This is a genomic window from Erysipelotrichaceae bacterium 66202529 (assembly GCA_017161075.1).
Lineage (GTDB): Bacteria > Bacillota_I > Bacilli_A > Erysipelotrichales > Erysipelotrichaceae > Clostridium_AQ.
The window spans coordinates 242,590-258,051 of the sequence record CP046174.1 but is presented as its reverse complement, the minus strand read 5'-3'; the positions used below and the strand labels follow the sequence as shown (position 1 = coordinate 258,051).

At 40.5% G+C, this 15,462-nt stretch carries 18 protein-coding genes; 3 read left to right on the top strand and 15 right to left on the bottom strand.

The features are described from left to right. Window positions 1-324: 324 nt before the first annotated feature. The 13 genes from atpC to GKZ87_01130 all read right to left on the bottom strand — a co-directional run bounded on the left by atpC (window position 325) and on the right by GKZ87_01130 (window position 10,206). Window positions 325-717: an ATP synthase F1 subunit epsilon gene (atpC, locus tag GKZ87_01190; GenBank protein QSI24210.1), complete on the bottom strand. Its 393-nt coding sequence runs from the start codon at window positions 715-717 to the stop codon at window positions 325-327. A gap of 2 nt (window positions 718-719) precedes the next feature. Further along, the gene (atpD, locus tag GKZ87_01185) at window positions 720-2,120 is read right to left on the bottom strand and encodes a F0F1 ATP synthase subunit beta (protein QSI24209.1); all 1,401 of its coding nucleotides are present in this window, start codon (window positions 2,118-2,120) and stop codon (window positions 720-722) included. An 11-nt stretch (window positions 2,121-2,131) separates the two neighbouring features. Continuing rightward, complete coding sequence (atpG, locus tag GKZ87_01180; GenBank protein QSI24208.1) at window positions 2,132-2,971, bottom strand: ATP synthase F1 subunit gamma; 840 nt, start codon at window positions 2,969-2,971, stop codon at window positions 2,132-2,134. 3 nt (window positions 2,972-2,974) lie between these two features. After that, window positions 2,975-4,495 (bottom strand): F0F1 ATP synthase subunit alpha, encoded by a 1,521-nt coding sequence (locus GKZ87_01175; GenBank protein QSI27845.1) that lies wholly within the window; start codon window positions 4,493-4,495, stop codon window positions 2,975-2,977. A 12-nt stretch (window positions 4,496-4,507) separates the two neighbouring features. Beyond that, window positions 4,508-5,059 (bottom strand): ATP synthase F1 subunit delta, encoded by a 552-nt coding sequence (atpH, locus tag GKZ87_01170; protein ID QSI24207.1) that lies wholly within the window; start codon window positions 5,057-5,059, stop codon window positions 4,508-4,510. Next, complete coding sequence (atpF, locus tag GKZ87_01165; GenBank protein QSI24206.1) at window positions 5,047-5,565, bottom strand: F0F1 ATP synthase subunit B; 519 nt, start codon at window positions 5,563-5,565, stop codon at window positions 5,047-5,049. The genes atpH and atpF overlap by 13 nt, the downstream gene beginning before the upstream one ends. Window positions 5,566-5,610: 45 nt before the next feature. Beyond that, a complete protein-coding gene (gene atpE, locus GKZ87_01160) occupies window positions 5,611-5,856 on the bottom strand; it encodes an ATP synthase F0 subunit C (GenBank protein QSI24205.1) in 246 nt (81 codons plus the stop codon). Window positions 5,857-5,949: 93 nt separating this feature from the next. Beyond that, entirely contained in the window at window positions 5,950-6,657 is a 708-nt protein-coding gene (gene atpB / locus GKZ87_01155) for a F0F1 ATP synthase subunit A (protein ID QSI24204.1), read from the bottom strand. Continuing rightward, window positions 6,657-7,007 carry a hypothetical protein gene (locus GKZ87_01150; protein ID QSI27844.1) on the bottom strand — a complete coding sequence of 117 codons (351 nt, stop codon included), beginning with the start codon at window positions 7,005-7,007 and terminating at the stop codon, window positions 6,657-6,659. Before GKZ87_01150 ends, atpB begins: the two co-directional genes overlap by 1 nt. A gap of 16 nt (window positions 7,008-7,023) precedes the next feature. Further along, window positions 7,024-7,215, bottom strand: coding sequence for a hypothetical protein (locus GKZ87_01145; GenBank protein QSI24203.1), 192 nt, complete (start codon window positions 7,213-7,215; stop codon window positions 7,024-7,026). Window positions 7,216-7,217: 2 nt separating this feature from the next. Next, entirely contained in the window at window positions 7,218-7,838 is a 621-nt protein-coding gene (locus GKZ87_01140; protein ID QSI24202.1) for a uracil phosphoribosyltransferase, read from the bottom strand. 618 nt (window positions 7,839-8,456) lie between these two features. After that, on the bottom strand, window positions 8,457-9,134 hold the full coding sequence (locus GKZ87_01135) for a hypothetical protein (protein ID QSI24201.1): 678 nt from the start codon (window positions 9,132-9,134) through the stop codon (window positions 8,457-8,459). Between the two features lie 352 nt (window positions 9,135-9,486). Then, window positions 9,487-10,206 carry a hypothetical protein gene (locus GKZ87_01130; protein ID QSI24200.1) on the bottom strand — a complete coding sequence of 240 codons (720 nt, stop codon included), beginning with the start codon at window positions 10,204-10,206 and terminating at the stop codon, window positions 9,487-9,489. 347 nt (window positions 10,207-10,553) lie between these two features. Between GKZ87_01130 and GKZ87_01125 the strand changes: the two genes are divergently transcribed. From GKZ87_01125 to GKZ87_01115, 3 genes are all read left to right on the top strand, one after another. Next, window positions 10,554-11,144 (top strand): matrixin family metalloprotease, encoded by a 591-nt coding sequence (locus GKZ87_01125; GenBank protein QSI24199.1) that lies wholly within the window; start codon window positions 10,554-10,556, stop codon window positions 11,142-11,144. Window positions 11,145-11,165: 21 nt separating this feature from the next. After that, window positions 11,166-11,906, top strand: coding sequence for a hypothetical protein (locus GKZ87_01120; protein QSI24198.1), 741 nt, complete (start codon window positions 11,166-11,168; stop codon window positions 11,904-11,906). Between the two features lie 65 nt (window positions 11,907-11,971). Further along, window positions 11,972-12,667, top strand: coding sequence for a hypothetical protein (locus GKZ87_01115; protein ID QSI24197.1), 696 nt, complete (start codon window positions 11,972-11,974; stop codon window positions 12,665-12,667). Between the two features lie 173 nt (window positions 12,668-12,840). Here the strand turns inward: GKZ87_01115 and GKZ87_01110 are convergent, their stop codons facing one another. Together GKZ87_01110 and GKZ87_01105 are read right to left on the bottom strand one after the other, a co-directional pair. After that, a complete protein-coding gene (locus tag GKZ87_01110; GenBank protein QSI24196.1) occupies window positions 12,841-14,514 on the bottom strand; it encodes an AAA family ATPase in 1,674 nt (557 codons plus the stop codon). 148 nt (window positions 14,515-14,662) lie between these two features. Next, entirely contained in the window at window positions 14,663-15,346 is a 684-nt protein-coding gene (locus GKZ87_01105; GenBank protein QSI24195.1) for an HAD-IA family hydrolase, read from the bottom strand. Window positions 15,347-15,462 lie beyond the last annotated feature (116 nt).

The window sequence follows — 15,462 nt, the reverse complement described above, 5'->3', positions numbered from 1 at the left end:
GTTGCATTTCCAGGGAGATAAAACTATTATGAATGGAAAAATTTACTTAATTGAATATACGGTTATCGTGTTTATCATGATGCTTTTCAACCGCTCATCATCTCTTGAAAATATGCTGATCAGCTTACTGATCGTGCTTATTCAAATCGGCTTTGATAAGTTGAGACTGCGCAATAAGAAGTAAAGCGGTATAACGTTTTGTAATACGTATGCCTGTGGTCATGTATCACAGGCTTTTTCATATGCGGTAGCTTTAAGCGTTCTATGAAATAGAAAAAAAGATACCAGAATATAAATCTGATATCCCTGTTATATGTTGAAAGCTTATCCACCATATACCCTGATACGGTTGATTGCCTTTGCCAGTGCCACCTCAGCACGCTTAATGCTGGTACGGTTGTCCAGCTTTTTCAAACGTTCCTCCGCGCGCTGCTTTGCGCGTCTTGCACGCTCAATATCAATTTCCTCACGGCCTTCGATTGCATCCGCAAGAATACGCATCTCATTGTCCGCAAACTGAAGCAGTCCGCCGGCAATCGCATAATCCTTATATTCATTGCCTTCCATAAGAGAACATTTGCATGTTGTCAGCATTGCAACGATTGGCATGTGGTTGGGAAGAATGGTCGTTTCACCTTCCACCGTCCGCACATGCACGCCGCCGACCTCGCCTTCCTTATAAAGACCCAGCGGCGTAATGATCTTGATTTTGATCATACTCAGTGTTCCAGAGCCTTGGCTTTCTCGACAACTTCTTCAATCGTTGAAGCGAACATGAAGGCCTGCTCCGGAAGCTCATCATATTTTCCGGCAAGCAGCTCCTTAAAGCTGCGTACCGTATCCTCACGGGACACATAGCAGCCCTTGATTCCGGAGAATACCTCCGCAACATGGAACGGCTGTGACAGGAAGTTACGGACACGGCGGGCACGATTGACAATGATCTTGTCTTCTTCACTCAGCTCGTCCATACCCAGAATGGCAATGATATCCTGCAGCTCCTTATAGCGCTGCAGAATGGTCTGCACGCCACGGGCTACCTCGTAATGCTCTTCTCCGACAACCAGCGGATCCAGGATACGAGAGCTGGATTCCAATGGATCAACGGCCGGATAAATACCCAGCGCTGCGATATCACGATCCAGCACGGTTTTCGCGTCCAGATGCGTAAAGGCAGTAGCCGGAGCAGGGTCTGTCAAATCATCCGCAGGCACATAGATCGCCTGTACAGATGTGATGGAACCATCCTTTGTCGATGTGATACGCTCCTGCAGCTGTCCCATTTCTGTCGCAAGGGTCGGCTGATATCCAACGGCACTCGGCATACGTCCCAGCAGGGCGCTTACTTCACTACCTGCCTGGGTAAAACGGAAGATATTGTCGATGAACAGCAGCACGTCCTGATGGTCATGATCACGGAAGTATTCCGCCATCGTAAGACCTGTCAGACCAACACGCATTCTGGCACCCGGAGATTCATTCATCTGTCCGTAAACCAGTACGGTCTTATCCAGGACACCGCTGTCCTTCATTTCATGATACATGTCATTTCCTTCACGGGTTCTCTCCCCGACACCGGTAACGACGGACATTCCACCATGTTCCTTGGCGATATTGTGAATCAGCTCCTGGATCAGTACGGTTTTTCCTACTCCCGCACCGCCAAACAAACCAATCTTACCACCCTTGGAATATGGGCAAAGCAGGTCAATGACCTTAATTCCTGTTTCCAGCATTTCTGCGGATGTCTGCTGCTCCTCAAAGCCCGGTGCCTGTCTGTGAATCGGCAGTGTATTATCCGTTCCAACAGGTCCCAGACCATCTATTTCACGTCCGAGGACATTAAACATTCTTCCCAGAATTTCCTTACCAACCGGTACACGGATCGCTGATCCTGTATCAATGGCTTCCATTCCGCGAACCAGACCGTCTGTACCACCCATGGCGATACAGCGGACGCGTTCATCACCGATATGCTGAGCAACTTCGACAATCAGAGATTCACTGTCTTTCAGAGGAATTTCAATAGCGGTCAAAAGCTGTGGCAATTCTCCGTTTTCAAATGCAACATCGACTACCGGGCCAATGACCTGTACGATTTTTCCTGTATTCTTACTCATGGCTGCTCCTTTCATTCCATGGCGTTGACACCGCCGACAATTTCCGTTATTTCCTGGGTAATTGCGGCCTGTCTAGCCTGGTTGAATTGTAATTCAAGAGTTTCCTTCAACTCCTCTGCATTATCTGTAGCACTCTCCATCGCCATACGTCTGCTTGCCTGTTCACTTGTTTTCGTTTCCAGGAAGTAGCTGTACAGCAGAGAACGTACATACATCGGAACCAGGGTGTCCAGAATCCGGTCACCTGCAGGTTCAAAGATGGTTTCTGCAGTTGTCGTCTTTTCACGTTCTTCCTTTTCCACCGGAAGCAGAGTAACCAGCTTCGGCTCAAAGGTCACGGAATTAACAAAATGTGTATATAAAATGCGTATTTGGGATATTTCCTGTTTGCGGTACAGTTCCAATGCATGGTCAGCTACACCGGCCAGCTCACTGTAACAGTCCTCTTCCAGATCCGTTTCCACCTGTGTGACATGGAAATCCTTATTGTGGATCCATCCGGCTCCTCGCGCTCCGATGATAACAAAGTCACCATCATTGCCGATTTCTTGCTGCAGCATACGGAAGATATTGGCATTATAGCCGCCGCATAAGCCCATATCGCTGGTGAAAACGATGGTATACGGCTTTCCCTCCTGCTTCTGCAGATACGGATGTCTGGAATGCTCAATGGAAGACAGGATTTCCTGCACCGTTTCTTTCAGATAATGTGCATATTCCCGGTTTTCTTCCATGTACTGTTTCTGTTTCTTCAGTTTACTGGTGGCAACCAGCTGCATCGCTTTTGTGATCTTCTTTGTTGATTCGACAGAGCGGATGCGCGCCTTGATCTCCAGTTTACCTGCTGCCATACATTATCCTTCTATCATATTCTTAAATTCAGAAGCAAACGCCTGTAAAGCAGCTGTAATCTTTGCATTCAATTCATCATCCAGCGCCTGTTTCTTTGCAATCTCTGCAAGGATATCCGCATGATTGCGTTCCATATATTTCAGCATTTCTTTTTCATACAGCTGAACATCCTCAACCTTAACCGGCTTCAGGAATTTATTCTTTGCCGCAAACAGAGAGAGTACCTGATGGGTTACCGGAAGCGGATCATACTGATTCTGAATCAACAGCTTTGTCAGACGCTCACCATGAGCCAGCGTTTCTGTCGTAGCCGCATCCAAATCACTTCCGAATTTCGCAAAGGCCTGCATTTCACGGAACTGAGCCAGCTCCAGCTTCAAAGAACCGCTCACCTGCTTCATTGCCTTGATCTGTGCCGCACTACCTACACGGGATACGGACAAACCGCTGTCCACGGCAGGACGCACACCACTGTTGAACAGCTCCGTCTGTAGGAAAATCTGTCCATCCGTGATGGAAATAACATTTGTCGGAATATAGGCGGAAATATCTCCGGCCTGCGTTTCAATGATTGGCAGGGCCGTCAGACTTCCCGCACCAAGCTCATCATTCAGCTTCGCCGCACGCTCCAGCAGACGGGAATGCAGATAGAAGACATCTCCCGGATATGCCTCACGTCCCGGTGGACGCTTCAGCAGCAGGGACATGGTACGGTAGGCAACGGCATGCTTACTTAAATCGTCATAAACGATCAGCACATCGTCTCCGTTTTCCATCCATTCCTCACCGATAGCACAGCCTGCATACGGTGCGATATACTGCAGAGGAGCCGGTTCACTCGCCGTGGAGGATACGATCGTCGTATATTCCATAGCACCGTGAGAACGAAGCTTCTCAACAATCTGCGCTACCGTACTGGCCTTCTGACCAATGGCAACATAGATACATTTTACATTGTTTTCCTTCTGGTTGATAATGGTATCAATGGCAATCGCTGTTTTTCCGGTCTGGCGGTCACCGATAATCAGCTCACGCTGTCCGCGGCCGATAGGAATCATGGAGTCGATGATTTTCAATCCGGTCTGGATTGGCTGATGTACACTTTTTCGTGTCATAACACCTGGTGCCACACGCTCAACCGGACGGAATTTATCACTCTTGATTGGTTCTCCTCCGTCGATTGCCTGTCCCAGTGCATTGACAACACGGCCCAGCATACCGTCCCCAACGGGAACCTCAACGATACGTCCGGTACGTTTTACTTCGTCTCCTTCACGGATGTTGGAGTCATCCCCCATCAGAACAGCACCGACGTGCTCCTCCTCCAGGTTCAGTACCATACCATAAACATCTCCAGGGAAACGAAGCAGCTCACCGGCCATTGCATTCTGTAAACCGTAGATCAGGGCAATACCATCACCAACGGTGATAATCGTACCAGTCTCATCGATTTCCAGATCCTCATCATATCTGCGAATCTGATCCTTGATCAGCTTACTTATTTCTTCTGGCTTTAAGCTCACTCGCATTCACCTCTAACTTTCCTGCACAGATTCACTCTGTGCCAGCTGTTTCAGATTATCCATACGGCTTCTGGCTGTATTATCCAGAACCATATCATTGATCTTGATGCGTAAACCCGCAAGCAGATCCGGATCCTCCTGTATTTTTAATTCCACCGTTTTTGAAAGCTTCTTCTCCAGCATGGATTTTAGACGGCTGATTTCCGCATCATCCAGCTTCTTCGCTGAACGGACATATGCCACTTCGATATTATGAACCTCATTGTACTGCTTTACAAATTCTCTCGTAATATCGTGAAAATTCTGAAAACGGCTTTTATCAATCAGCAGCTTTGCGAAGTTCAAAACCATGTGGTCAACCTCACTGCCGAATACAGACGTTAGGGTCTGTTTTTTTTCTTCCTTGTGAATCTTGGGATGTGTCAGCACCCGCATGAAATCAGGATAAGCCTTTAGCTGTTCATCCATCATGCATACATCTGCCTTAAATACATCCAGCTTCTGTTCTTCCTGTGCAAGTGCAAACAGCGCATCACTGTAGCTTTTTGCTGCTATGCCTGCCATGTCTCATCACCTGCATGCTCGATGAAATCATCCACATACTGCTTGTGTGTGCTCTCATCCAGCTCTTTATTTACAATCTGTTTTGCGGCTTCAAACGCCACATCCACAATGGCATCCTTCATTTCCGCGCGCGCCTGTACCTTCTCGCGCTCGATATCCTTTCGTGCTTTTTCCTTCACCGCTTCGGCTTCCCCTCTTGCGGCTGCCAGAATTTCACGTTTTTCCTGAACGGCATTGGCTTTGGCACTTTCCAGTATCTCATGTGCCTCGCCTCTGGCATTTGCCATCTGTTCTTCATACTGACGTTTATACTGCTCGCCTGCTTCTCTGCTTTGCGTTCCTGCATCAATGTCCGCCTGAATGGCAGCCTTGCGTGCATCGAGATAGGCAAGCACCTTATCCCAGAAGAAATGCTTTGCGACTGCAATAATGATCAGCGTAGAAATACAGACCATGATCATATCCATCGGATTCAGCCGCAGATAGGCATTTATATCAAAATCCATACTATGCGAATACCTCCTTTCTTCCTAGCTTCATGATGAATGACATTACCCTTTCATGAAGATTAGAATCAAGGCAACGATCAATGCATAGATACCTGTTGTCTCGGCCAGGGCGATACCAAGCACCATGATGGAACGTACCTTACCTGCAGCATCCGGATTACGTCCAACGCTTTCCGCACCCTTGCTGGCTGCGATACCCTGTCCAATACCAGGCCCTAAACCGGCGATCATAGCAATACCTGCACCTAACAGTGCCATACCCTGTACAAAATATTCATTGAATTCCATAATTTTTTTCCTCCTGTATAAAATACCTATGGCGTTCCGTTATGAACCAACTATTTTTTCATAACTTATTTCACACTATTTTAAAATGGTTTATTATTCTTCCGGGGCAACCTGTTCGCTTAGGAAGAAGCTTGCCAGCGTGAAGAAGATATAGGTCTGTATCAGACCTGAGAAAACATCAAAATACGCATGCAGAAACGGCGTTGCGATATAGCCGAGTACTCCGAATGGGAGAAAGCCCCGCATCATCGTATACACCAGCAGCATAATAATCGAGCCTGCCAAAATGTTTCCAAACAGACGCATGGAAAGCGAAATCGGAAGTGCCAGCTCACCAATCACATTCAATGGTGTAAGCAGCCACATGGGCTCTGTCAGTTCCTTCAGACGCGCTCCCAGTCCGCCCTTTCTGATACCGTTGTACTGAATCGTCAGAAACATCATCAGTGCCAGCGTAACATTAAAGCTCAGATTGGATGTCGGCGGCTGCAGACCGAGAAGTCCCAGCAGATTACTGACAGCCATCATCATCGTCAGTGTACCGAGAAATGGCAGATAATGCTTCGTTTCATGCTTCAGATTATCACCGATAATACTAGTACACAGTCCGGTAATCATTTCCACTACCAGAAGTATTCCCGACGGTGCCTTGCGGACATCGGCTTTTTCAAATTTCTTGCCGGCCCAGATAAAGAATATGGAAAACAGCACACAGAGAATCAGCCAGTTGATAACCGATTGCTGAAATTCGATGTTGTGTCCAAACAGTGTCAGAACGATTCCGTCAAATTTATCGTCCACTACTCATCCTCCTTTCTGTGTTTCCAGCTGTAAATCAGAATACTGCATTTATGCAGCAGCATTCCCACCAGCAGAGCCGCGATATGCGCCCCTGCAATGGCACTGAGAGCAAAGATAAGCGCATATAGCATATACCTTCGCGTATAGGAGCGAAATGCTCGGGATTTGATATCCGCGAGCTCCCCGTCAATACGGCCTACCATGTTCTGAATCATGTTGAAGCCCATAATGCCGGTTAAGGAACCAATCAGAATACCCATGACTCCCTGCTTCCACGCTCCCGGAAACAGGATGATGCAGATCACGCAGCCCGCTGCACAGAGCAGCAGTGTGATAATGCGAATCTCCATTCCCATTTTCCTTGTTTCATTCATGATCATCACCCAGCTTTCGAATCATCAGATACAGACTGGAGATGATGGCATAGGCTAACAGTATCAAAAGGCACCATGGCGAGGTATGAAAGACATCATCCAGCCAGGCTCCGATCCATACTGCTGCGCCACAGGCAAGTGCCATGGTAAACATTAGCCGCATTGCCCGGTATGCTTCCTTCATGACTACTTCGTACCGAAAATACGGTCTCCTGCATCTCCAAGTCCAGGTACGATATACCCTTTTTCATTCAGTTTTTCATCCAGTGCCGCAAGATAAATATCCACTTCCGGATGTGCTTTCTCCACGGCCTTTACACCTTCCGGTGCTCCGACCAGGCATACAAGGCGGATATTTTTCGCCCCCTGCTTTTTCACCATGTCAATAGCAGCAATCGCACTACCTCCGGTTGCCAGCATCGGATCGACGATCATGACGATGGCATCCTTTACTTCCTTGGGATACTTTTCAAAATATGTATGAGGCTCCAGTGTTTCTTCATCACGGTACAGCCCCACATGTGCAATCTTGACGGTAGGGATCAAATCACAGATTCCATTCACCATACCAAGCCCTGCACGAAGAATCGGTACCAGCACGATTTCCTTCGCAAGCTCATAGGTAGTAGTCCTTGCGACAGGCGTATCAATTTCGACTGGCTGAAGCGGGAAATCTCTGGAAATTTCGTAAGCCATCAGGCCGGCGATTTCATCCAGATTCTGGCGGAAATCCTTGGTTCCGGTTTCCTTCTTACGCATCTGTGTCAGCTTGTGCGTAATCAGAGGATGTTGTAAGACTTTCAGCATAATAATCTCCTTACATAATCAATACGGATATAGATTACCATAATCCGTTCCAACAGTAGTCAGACAATTCAAATGAATTGTATAAATTCTGGCCACGTTGCTATTATTATACCATGAACCCCCTGCTTTTTCCCCCTTTTGTGCATTTTTTCACCACCTTTTTCAAGTGCTTTCCTATATATTATGTATGACACAAAAATCTTTATTCTGTTGACTTACAAAGTGCCGGGATTCCTATATAGTATGTGAATGAAACGATTTCTATACTGCTATAAATACTAAATATATCATGTTGGTTATGCTCACAGCGCTTTTCATCATCGGTTAAAAATTCTGTATCCTAGCAGACAAAAGCTGTTTGTAAAAAAGATGCTTTCCATACGCCTATGGGATATAAAAAGCAGCGCGCTGCATATGACTCCTTCTCATTTTCAGACATTGGGAGATATGAGATACAAAAGGGTTGATAAGCATTATTATTTTGTATTTCACGATTTTCATATATCGGTGTCGAGAAAGAATCATGCCAAAGCATTCACTGCTTTTCTTTTTAAGATATCTGAGATAGCCTCTTACATCCGTTGCTTGTTTTCATTTATATAACATATGATTTTACTTTCAATACAGGAAAAAATATATACCGATCCAGTGCAGCAGCGCTCCAGCCAGTACAAACAGATGCCATAGAAAATGCGAGCCTTTATAATGCTTAGAGAATGGAATCATACCGGCAGTATATACAACTCCTCCCAGTAAAATCATGTAAAGCAGCGGCTGGTTATGCTGGTAAAGATCAGGCAGGAAGCATATACCGCTCCATCCGATTAGGAAATACAGCGTATAATGCAGAGCCGGCCATTTGCCAGGACCGTATATCATAATCATAACAATACCGGTGATTGCCAGCAGCCATTGCACAGCAAACAATACCAAAGCCCACCTGCTATCCGCAAAAACAAGACAGATCGGTGCAAAGGTTCCGTTGATTAAAAAATAAATAGAGGTGTAATCAAATCTGCGCCATAATCGTTTTACCTTTGTATCACTTTTAAAAGCATGATATAAACAGCTCATCAGCATCAAAAGAAACATGCTACCGCCAAAAATCAGAGCAGCGATTATTTTCTCACTGCTGTTTGATTTCAGAAGCAGCAAAATCATTCCAACCAATGCCACGACAGCTCCAACACCATGTGTAACCGCATTGCCGACTTCCTCCAGGACACTCAAATGCGGGGGTGTATTGCGCTCCCTGAGCTGTTGCCTTTTCTGATCCTTTGTCATTTTCTCTTTCATTTCATCACCTTATTTTATATATGATTTTATCTCTATATTCATACGATAAGCCGGTCAACCTAATACTAATTTTACTACAGTGTTCATCCGATGAAAAGCACGAGGAGCATTGAAATGGGATAAGATAGACAAATAAAAACAGACTCTGCAATATAGTCTGTTTACATATACTATATAAAATTTAATATAGAAACTTTTTTATAAAATAGGTCATCTCCTGTTTTTATCATGCTGTGCCTTATTCACTGTTCTGTTATAATGTTTTTATGATAGTTTATCTATTTCATCAAAATATTCGCTGACAAACAATTTCTCATTATTAAAAAAATCTGAAAACTTTTTAGAAATAATACTATTCAGGCAAAACTTTAAATATGTTACGCCCACTTTTTAATCTGTTCCACTCTCTAATAAAATTCTCTTTAAATTTTTTTCTTACGCTCATATGCATACCACTTTTAATTGTTAACTCTCCCGTCAACCTGTTAAAATCTCTCACATATCTCATATTGATAAGAATACCTTTTTCTATATATATAAATATCTCATTGCCACAAATACCTAGAAAGTATTTCACATTGCATCGCTTTCGAAAAATATTATCTTCTGTATGTATATCAATATAGTTTCCCTCGGATATTAAAAATACTATATCCTTAAAGTATAGGGGAATAACTTGATTTTTCTTATCCTTAACACCAATGAAGCGATTTGAAAATTCATAGAATTTTTTTATATCATTTAATATTAAAGGTAGATCTTCTTTGAGTTTTTCAATCATTAAAAAACGAAATGCGTTATATTTATAACCAGTTAAAGCTAATTCTATACTTGATGATATGAAAATAATAAGAGGATTATTATATTTTTTTCTGATATATTTTGCTTTCTCAAAACCTGATGTATCATGTGAATCAACTTCAAAAAAATATGCTTCATACTTTACATTTAAATCAAATTCTTCCTTTTTTATCACCTTGATATCACAGCATTCGTAACACGATTCAATTTTCTTTTTTAATATGGATTTATTGTCTAAACTACAACAAAATAAAATCTTAATTGATTTCATACGCCCCTCCCATAGTATTTCTATTATTGTAAATATAACAATATAAGTTTATTTGTCAATGAAATATATCATTAAAAAAATAAAACTTTCTAAAGACTACTAATAAACCTAAGTTTAATAGAAATATGTTTTTTTTTCATATAATTTAAAAACTTATATTCTAAAAATAAAATTAAATAGCATTCTATGTAACCATCCTACGATTCATATAATAAAATGAATTTAAATGACATTAAATTCATTTGAAGGACAGTTTCTATTTACAAACAGGATTATTGAATATATGATTTGAATGAATAGGCGCATATTCAATCAAACTATCACTTTTAGTGAGTAAAGGAGGAAATATGAAAAAAGCACTAATTTATACAACAATATTTTCATTAACTTTAATCTCAATTGCTATTACTGGAAGTCCTATTATGGCAAGAACACCAAATTGGACAAACAATGCTAAATTTTCGAGAGGTGTTGGAAATACCTGTTATTGGATTCACTCATCTGCATCAGCATATACTGGAGATATAGACTATGGTGCAAATAAATGGATGTATACTGGTTGGGATAATCCAATATATATGACAAAAGTAACGTCAAATTATGCAACACATATGGACTTTTATGTCAAAACACCAACTCAAGATGCTGAAATGTATAATAATATATTGGCCTATACCTCTTTTTGGGATGGTAATGGAAAGAGAGTCAATAAAAAAGACAAAGGACCAACATATAATTATTTTTATACTGAAATAAGAATTAATAAAAATAATTTTCCTACAAAATGGAGAAAAAAAGTGATGATACATGAACAAGGACATGCTTTTGGATTAAGTCATTCATCTAATAAATCTAGTATTATGTATCCACAAATTGATGTATCCACAGTTAATACTGTTCAAAAAGTTGATAATGATACAATAAATTATTTGTATTAAATATAATATGAGGAGACTATTATGAAAAAAATTTTAAAACTTTTTATGCTTTTTTCTCTAATTGGTATAGCTGGTTGTAGTAATAAATCTAATGTTAATAATAAAGAGACTGTAGAGTCAATAGTATCACATAAAATAAGTAGCTATATTACAGATAAAATAAAAAGCAATACAGAAAAAGGAAATTTCGAAGCCTCTATGCTTTATGAATATACGCCGGAATTATTATATGCAAAGGCAACGGATATAGCAATTGTAAAAGTGATAAGTATCGCATCTGCAGATATGAATTTCACAAATTTGATACCTACAACTTATGGCACAATGCTGATTAATACAACTTTATCAGGTCATTTAAAAGAAAATAGTACAATAAATTATGCTAGACCAGGAGGTGTAGTTTCCGTTGCTGAATACGAGAAATATGATGAAGAAACTGCTATAATTAAAAGAGAATATTTAAGAAAAAAAGCAGGAATTACCATAGACAAAAATAATACATATTATGAGATTTACCTAAATAATGATATAGAATTGGAAATTGGTAAAACATATCTTGCCTATATGAGGTACCATGATGATTTAAATTCTTATGAAATCCTTGGCTTTGAAAACGGTTTAAGAGAAATCAATTTACCTATACAATCAAGATCAGTAAAAAAGGAGACCCTACTACTAGATGATTTAAAACTTAAAAACAATCATACAAATGCATATGAATCTTTATCTGAATATATAAATAAATACATTCTTGTAAATTAACGTTAAGAATAACCTCTAGATTTATGTACAGCAAATAATAGATAACCCTATAAAAGGAGGTCAGCGTGAAGAAAATACTTATTTCTGTATTCCTTATGCTAGTAAGTGGATGCTCATGGAAAGATAATAAAGCATCTGTAAAGCCTATGGAAGCTGAATATCCTACACACACCTATATCTCAGACGAAATACGGAAGAATAGTGAGATAAATGTATTGATGCGCTGTACTTTATCGCGCAATGAAAAGGAATTGAAAGATGCGGCTACAGATATTGCTATCATAAAAGTCATTAGCATAGATTCCGCAGATATGAAACTTTTCAAAGCAGTGCCAACTACATATGGAAGATTCCTTGTTGATAAAACAATATATGGCACCATAGAAGAAAACAGCGTTTATACTTACGCAAATGAAGGTGGATTTATCCCTATAAATGAATATGAGCAAATTAGAAATCCTGATTTTTATAAGAAAACAACTAAGGAGTTCCGTGAGAAAAGAAAAAACCGCTATTATTATGCAACCTTTGAACCCGCTATGGAGCTAAAGACTGGAAAAACCTACCTTGCTTTTATGAAATACCACAAAAGCAAAAACCTGTATGCATTTCTTGACAGGGGAGAGGGATTAAGGGAAATCAATTTACCTGCTCAGGATACTGTTAAATATGAAGCCTATCGTTTAGACAATCTCAAGGTGCGTAATAATAGAACAGAGGAAATGGAATCTTTAGTAGATGTATGTAACAAAATCAAATAGCTGATACAAAGCAGATAGATTTCACATAGGCATAGGATAAAAAGGCAAGTGTAGGAAATTTCAACACCTGCCTTTTATTACTACATTTGTGTTCTATAAAAGGTCATGAAAGGAGAATGATTACGACATCTATCTAATCGCCATTCTCAACATAAGACTTCTTTCTGCATCAATCAAATCGATGAATCTGCTTTGACAATCACACAGGATTTTTTATAAAAGGCAATTCCATACCCGACGATATCTGTATATCCTTTTTTATTCAAGCCCTCTATATATTTCATAGCTTTGATCTGTTCACAGGCCTTATTAGCGGTATCGTCCAGTTCTTCCATACACTTTGCTATCTTTAGCTCAAAGACGAATCCTCTTTCTTTGTTATATAACGGAAGCACAGCAATATCGTACCTCCCTAAGCCTGATTCCTGATTGGATAATGTTTGATAGTCACTCAACATACCAACCATAACACCGTGATAGAAATTTTCATCATAATCAAAATAGCTGATAGATTTGAACAGGACATTGTTTACTATATCATTTGCCTGTCTTATATCTTCGTTCATTAAAGCCTCCATAAAGGAAGCACCGCTATGCTCTACCTGTTCTTCAAACCATTCATGAAATATAGATACATAAACCCGCTTTATTTCCTTGTTTGGTATCATCAACTGAAATATACGCTTATCTTTATCCATACAGCGTGCAGCCTTTAAATAGCCTGTGTATAACAGAAAGCTGTATACATTGTTGATTTGATCCATTTCCCTGTAGGTTATATCATCCTTTATTGTCTTTTCAATTGTTCCTCCGGATGCCAGAATATCAAATTCATTCCGCATGTTTGGATTGGCTCCTTTTACATAACGGTAAATGATATCATTGCCACTTGTATTCGCCCAGAAAGATTCCGGCTCTTTTCTACTTGAATTGAGTAAACGATCCATATACATCAGGACACTCCAGGGATTATACACATCACAGCCGCCAAACTGATAGCCATCGTACCATTCTTTTATCACAGTCTTGTATTCCCCAGCATTATACGTCTGAAGCAACGTATCTATTTCACCTTTCGTAAAACCAAATCTCTGTCTGGACACTTCATCAAAAATGGAATTCACTTTGAAATTATTGAGACCTGTGAAAAGGCTAAAGCCCGCCTGCGGTGTTGACTCCTTCGCTATTCTCAGACAGCCAGTTAACACCCCTTTTTCCAACGCATCATTTGTTTTTAAAGCCGTGCTGAATACATTTCTAATAAAATTCACCATATCTTCATAATAGCCGTTTAGATAAGCACTCTGTAACGGTACATCGTATTCATCTATCAAAAGGATAACCTTTCTTCGCCAGTGTTTTTCCAAGCAAATGCTCAAAAACCTTAAACCATTCTGTAGCTGTGCCTTGTTTACTGTTCCTGCTTTATACTGCTTTAATAAATTTCTATCTATTTCATCCAAGTATTCACTGGTTAATAGTTCCTTATTCTTACTTATAATCTCACCTAAAATAATTTGAAAATTATTGAGCTGATCCTGAAAGGATATATCCTTCATATCCTTTAATGACAAAAAGATTACTGGATATCGGTTCTGATATGGTACTGCTTCCTCATGTTTTGAAATTTTCAATTCGTTAAACAGATAAGCATTCTCCGTTTGTCTGATAGAAAAGAAGTAATAGAGCATGCTCATATTTAAGGTTTTTCCAAAACGTCGCGGCCGTGCATACAGCGCCACTTTTTCTTTTAACACATCTTCTATAAATAAAGATTTATCCACATAATAATAATCTTTATCTATCAACTCTTTAAAATCTTCTATTCCAATTGGCAGATTCCTCACGCTATCAGCTCCTGTTCCTATATGCCTATTATATCCCGTAAATAAAAGGTTTACAACTGGTTATAATTTTATCTGTGCATACAATATAATTCAATCCCTTACTAGCTGTTAATAACAATTACAAAAAAGACCGAATCTATAAATTCAGTCAATATAAGCATTGTATTCTATCCAGTAATTCGTTCTCATTCTTCACAATATAAGCGGCTATATGCTGTTGATCTCTGCCGCCATATTTATTTAACCAAATTACATCCCAGCCTGCATTAACACCACCAACAACGTCATTTTCATAGGAATCCCCGACGTACAGACCATGATCACTTACCATATGAAAAATTCGTTTGTCCGGTTTGGAACAGCCTACTGCTGATGAAATAATGATATCCTTTTCATCAACCCACCTCTTTAACCCTAGACTTTTTATTTTTCTCAGCTGATGTTCCTTTGGCCCGTTTGTGATCACACTGATTCTCACAGCTCTGCTTTTCAAATAATCCAGTAGCTCTATAATAGTGCTGCTTAATGCAATCTCATACTGACCCTTTTGATAGGCCGTCTGAAAATCCATGGCTTCCTTGTCATTTATTAAAATACCATGGTCCTTTAATGCTAGCTGGATGCGTTTAATATGCATGCATTCAAATGAAATCTCCTTGTTCTGATGCAGGAAAAACATTTCATTACTACGGCTGCGAAAGCTCTTATAAATATCCCGCAGCTTCTCCTGTGCCACTGGGTGAAGCTGATTTAGTGCGTGTTGAAAAGGCGCAAGCTGTTCATACAGGGTATCATCCAGATCAAAGCATATATGGGTTAGTATTTCTTTCATTCTCTATCCTCCCGATTACTGTTAACGTACCTACATGGTGATTGTATCAGATAACACATTTCCGTCAAGGTTTAATTTCTGCTAGTCTCATACTGTATAATCAGTCATTCTCCCTC

Coding starts and splice junctions, on each gene's coding strand:
- atpC (QSI24210.1), bottom strand. CDS start 717: ATGATCAAAATCAAGATCATTACGCCGCTGGGTCTTTATAAGGAAGGC.
- atpD (QSI24209.1), bottom strand. CDS start 2,120: ATGAGTAAGAATACAGGAAAAATCGTACAGGTCATTGGCCCGGTAGTC.
- atpG (QSI24208.1), bottom strand. CDS start 2,971: ATGGCAGCAGGTAAACTGGAGATCAAGGCGCGCATCCGCTCTGTCGAA.
- atpH (QSI24207.1), bottom strand. CDS start 5,059: ATGGCAGGCATAGCAGCAAAAAGCTACAGTGATGCGCTGTTTGCACTT.
- atpF (QSI24206.1), bottom strand. CDS start 5,565: ATGGATTTTGATATAAATGCCTATCTGCGGCTGAATCCGATGGATATG.
- atpE (QSI24205.1), bottom strand. CDS start 5,856: ATGGAATTCAATGAATATTTTGTACAGGGTATGGCACTGTTAGGTGCA.
- GKZ87_01150 (QSI27844.1), bottom strand. CDS start 7,007: ATGGAGATTCGCATTATCACACTGCTGCTCTGTGCAGCGGGCTGCGTG.
- GKZ87_01145 (QSI24203.1), bottom strand. CDS start 7,215: ATGAAGGAAGCATACCGGGCAATGCGGCTAATGTTTACCATGGCACTT.
- GKZ87_01140 (QSI24202.1), bottom strand. CDS start 7,838: ATGCTGAAAGTCTTACAACATCCTCTGATTACGCACAAGCTGACACAG.
- GKZ87_01135 (QSI24201.1), bottom strand. CDS start 9,134: ATGAAAGAGAAAATGACAAAGGATCAGAAAAGGCAACAGCTCAGGGAG.
- GKZ87_01130 (QSI24200.1), bottom strand. CDS start 10,206: ATGAAATCAATTAAGATTTTATTTTGTTGTAGTTTAGACAATAAATCC.
- GKZ87_01125 (QSI24199.1), top strand. CDS start 10,554: ATGAAAAAAGCACTAATTTATACAACAATATTTTCATTAACTTTAATC.
- GKZ87_01120 (QSI24198.1), top strand. CDS start 11,166: ATGAAAAAAATTTTAAAACTTTTTATGCTTTTTTCTCTAATTGGTATA.
- GKZ87_01105 (QSI24195.1), bottom strand. CDS start 15,346: ATGAAAGAAATACTAACCCATATATGCTTTGATCTGGATGATACCCTG.